We start from the raw sequence: 1,292 nt of genomic DNA, 5'->3' as shown, positions 1-1,292 counted from the left end.
GAGGGCGTTCAGAATTCTGTGTCAGCCTAAAAATTAAAGTTCTAGTTCACCATCTAATCGACCTTCAAAGTGGATGGCCAGTTGTGACAATGTCAGGTTCCAGTTTTGAACTGGCATTGTCCATTTCTTCGAGGCATTTAATATGCCCGCATACAGCAATTTCATCAAGCTATTCTCGTTAGGAAATGCCCCTTTGGTTTTAGTCAGTTTTCTAAATTGACGATGCACCGCTTCGATAGCGTTTGTCGTATAAATGGCTTTTCGAACATAATCAGGATACTTAAAATAGACTGATAAGTTCTCCCACTTTCGTCGCCAAGAGTCGATCACAATTGGGTATTGGCCTCCCCATTTGGTTTCTAATTCGTCTAACGCGGTTTCTGCTGCACTCTTACTAGTTGCTCGATAAACGGGTTTTAAATCGGCCATAAAAGCTTTTTGATGCTTGGAACCGACATATTTTATTGAGTTGCGAATTTGGTGGATCACACATTGTTGAACTTCAGTTTCAGGATAAATCGTCGCTATCGCTTCTGGAAATCCTTTCAAGCCATCAACGCAGGCGATTAAGATATCGTTAATACCTCGGTTATGTAAATCGGTGAGTACAGAGAGCCAGTAATTAGCGCCTTCGGACTCTGAAAGATAAAGTCCTAATAACTCTTTCTTGCCTTCAATGGAGACGCCAAGCACGGTGTAAACGGCTTTACTCACGAAACGACCACTGTCTTTCACTTTATAGTGAATGGCATCGAGCCAGACGAATGGATAAACGGAATCTAATTGACGCTCTTGCCAGGCTTTGAGTTCAGGTAGTAATTGGTCAGTGACGCCAGTGATGGTGGCTTCGGATACTTCGATCCCATACAAGTCTTGAACATGGCCTCGAATATCGCGATAGCTCATACCTAGTGCGTACATGGAAAGGATTTTTCGGTCAATTTCGGCGGTGAGTTTGGTTTGATTTTTCTTAACTAACTGAGGCTCAAACGTGCCTGCGCGATCTCGCGGCGTTTCCAACTCAAACTGACCGACACTCGATTTAATCGTCTTCTTACTACTACCGTTTTTACGATTAGGCTCTGTCTCTGATTTTAGATGTTGGTTAAGCTCAGCCTTGAGGGAAGCTTCAGTGAGCTGTTTGATGAGAGGAGTTAAGACGCCGTCCTCACCGGTCAGCGCCTTACCTGATTGAAGTTGTTCTAATGCTTTATTAAAGTCGAATTCTTGAGTCATAGGTCATTCCTGTTTTTAACAGTTTACTGAAATGACACAGATTTCTAAACACTACC

At 42.9% G+C, this 1,292-nt stretch carries 1 protein-coding gene; it reads right to left on the bottom strand.

Features of this window, described 5'->3' with window-relative positions; translation table 11 throughout:
• Positions 1-33 precede the first annotated feature (33 nt).
• The gene (locus ACTUJY_RS21085) at positions 34-1,236 is read right to left on the bottom strand and encodes an IS256 family transposase (RefSeq protein WP_463618107.1); all 1,203 of its coding nucleotides are present in this window, start codon (positions 1,234-1,236) and stop codon (positions 34-36) included.
• Positions 1,237-1,292 lie beyond the last annotated feature (56 nt).

Source organism: Pleionea sp. WD8-19 (assembly GCF_055326765.1).
Note: the sequence above shows the minus strand (reverse complement) of the source record. Positions and strands in the feature narration are given on the sequence as shown.

Bases quoted from the DNA above. Each gene is read 5' to 3' on its own strand.
- ACTUJY_RS21085 (WP_463618107.1), bottom strand. From the start codon at position 1,236: ATGACTCAAGAATTCGACTTTAATAAAGCATTAGAACAACTTCAATCA.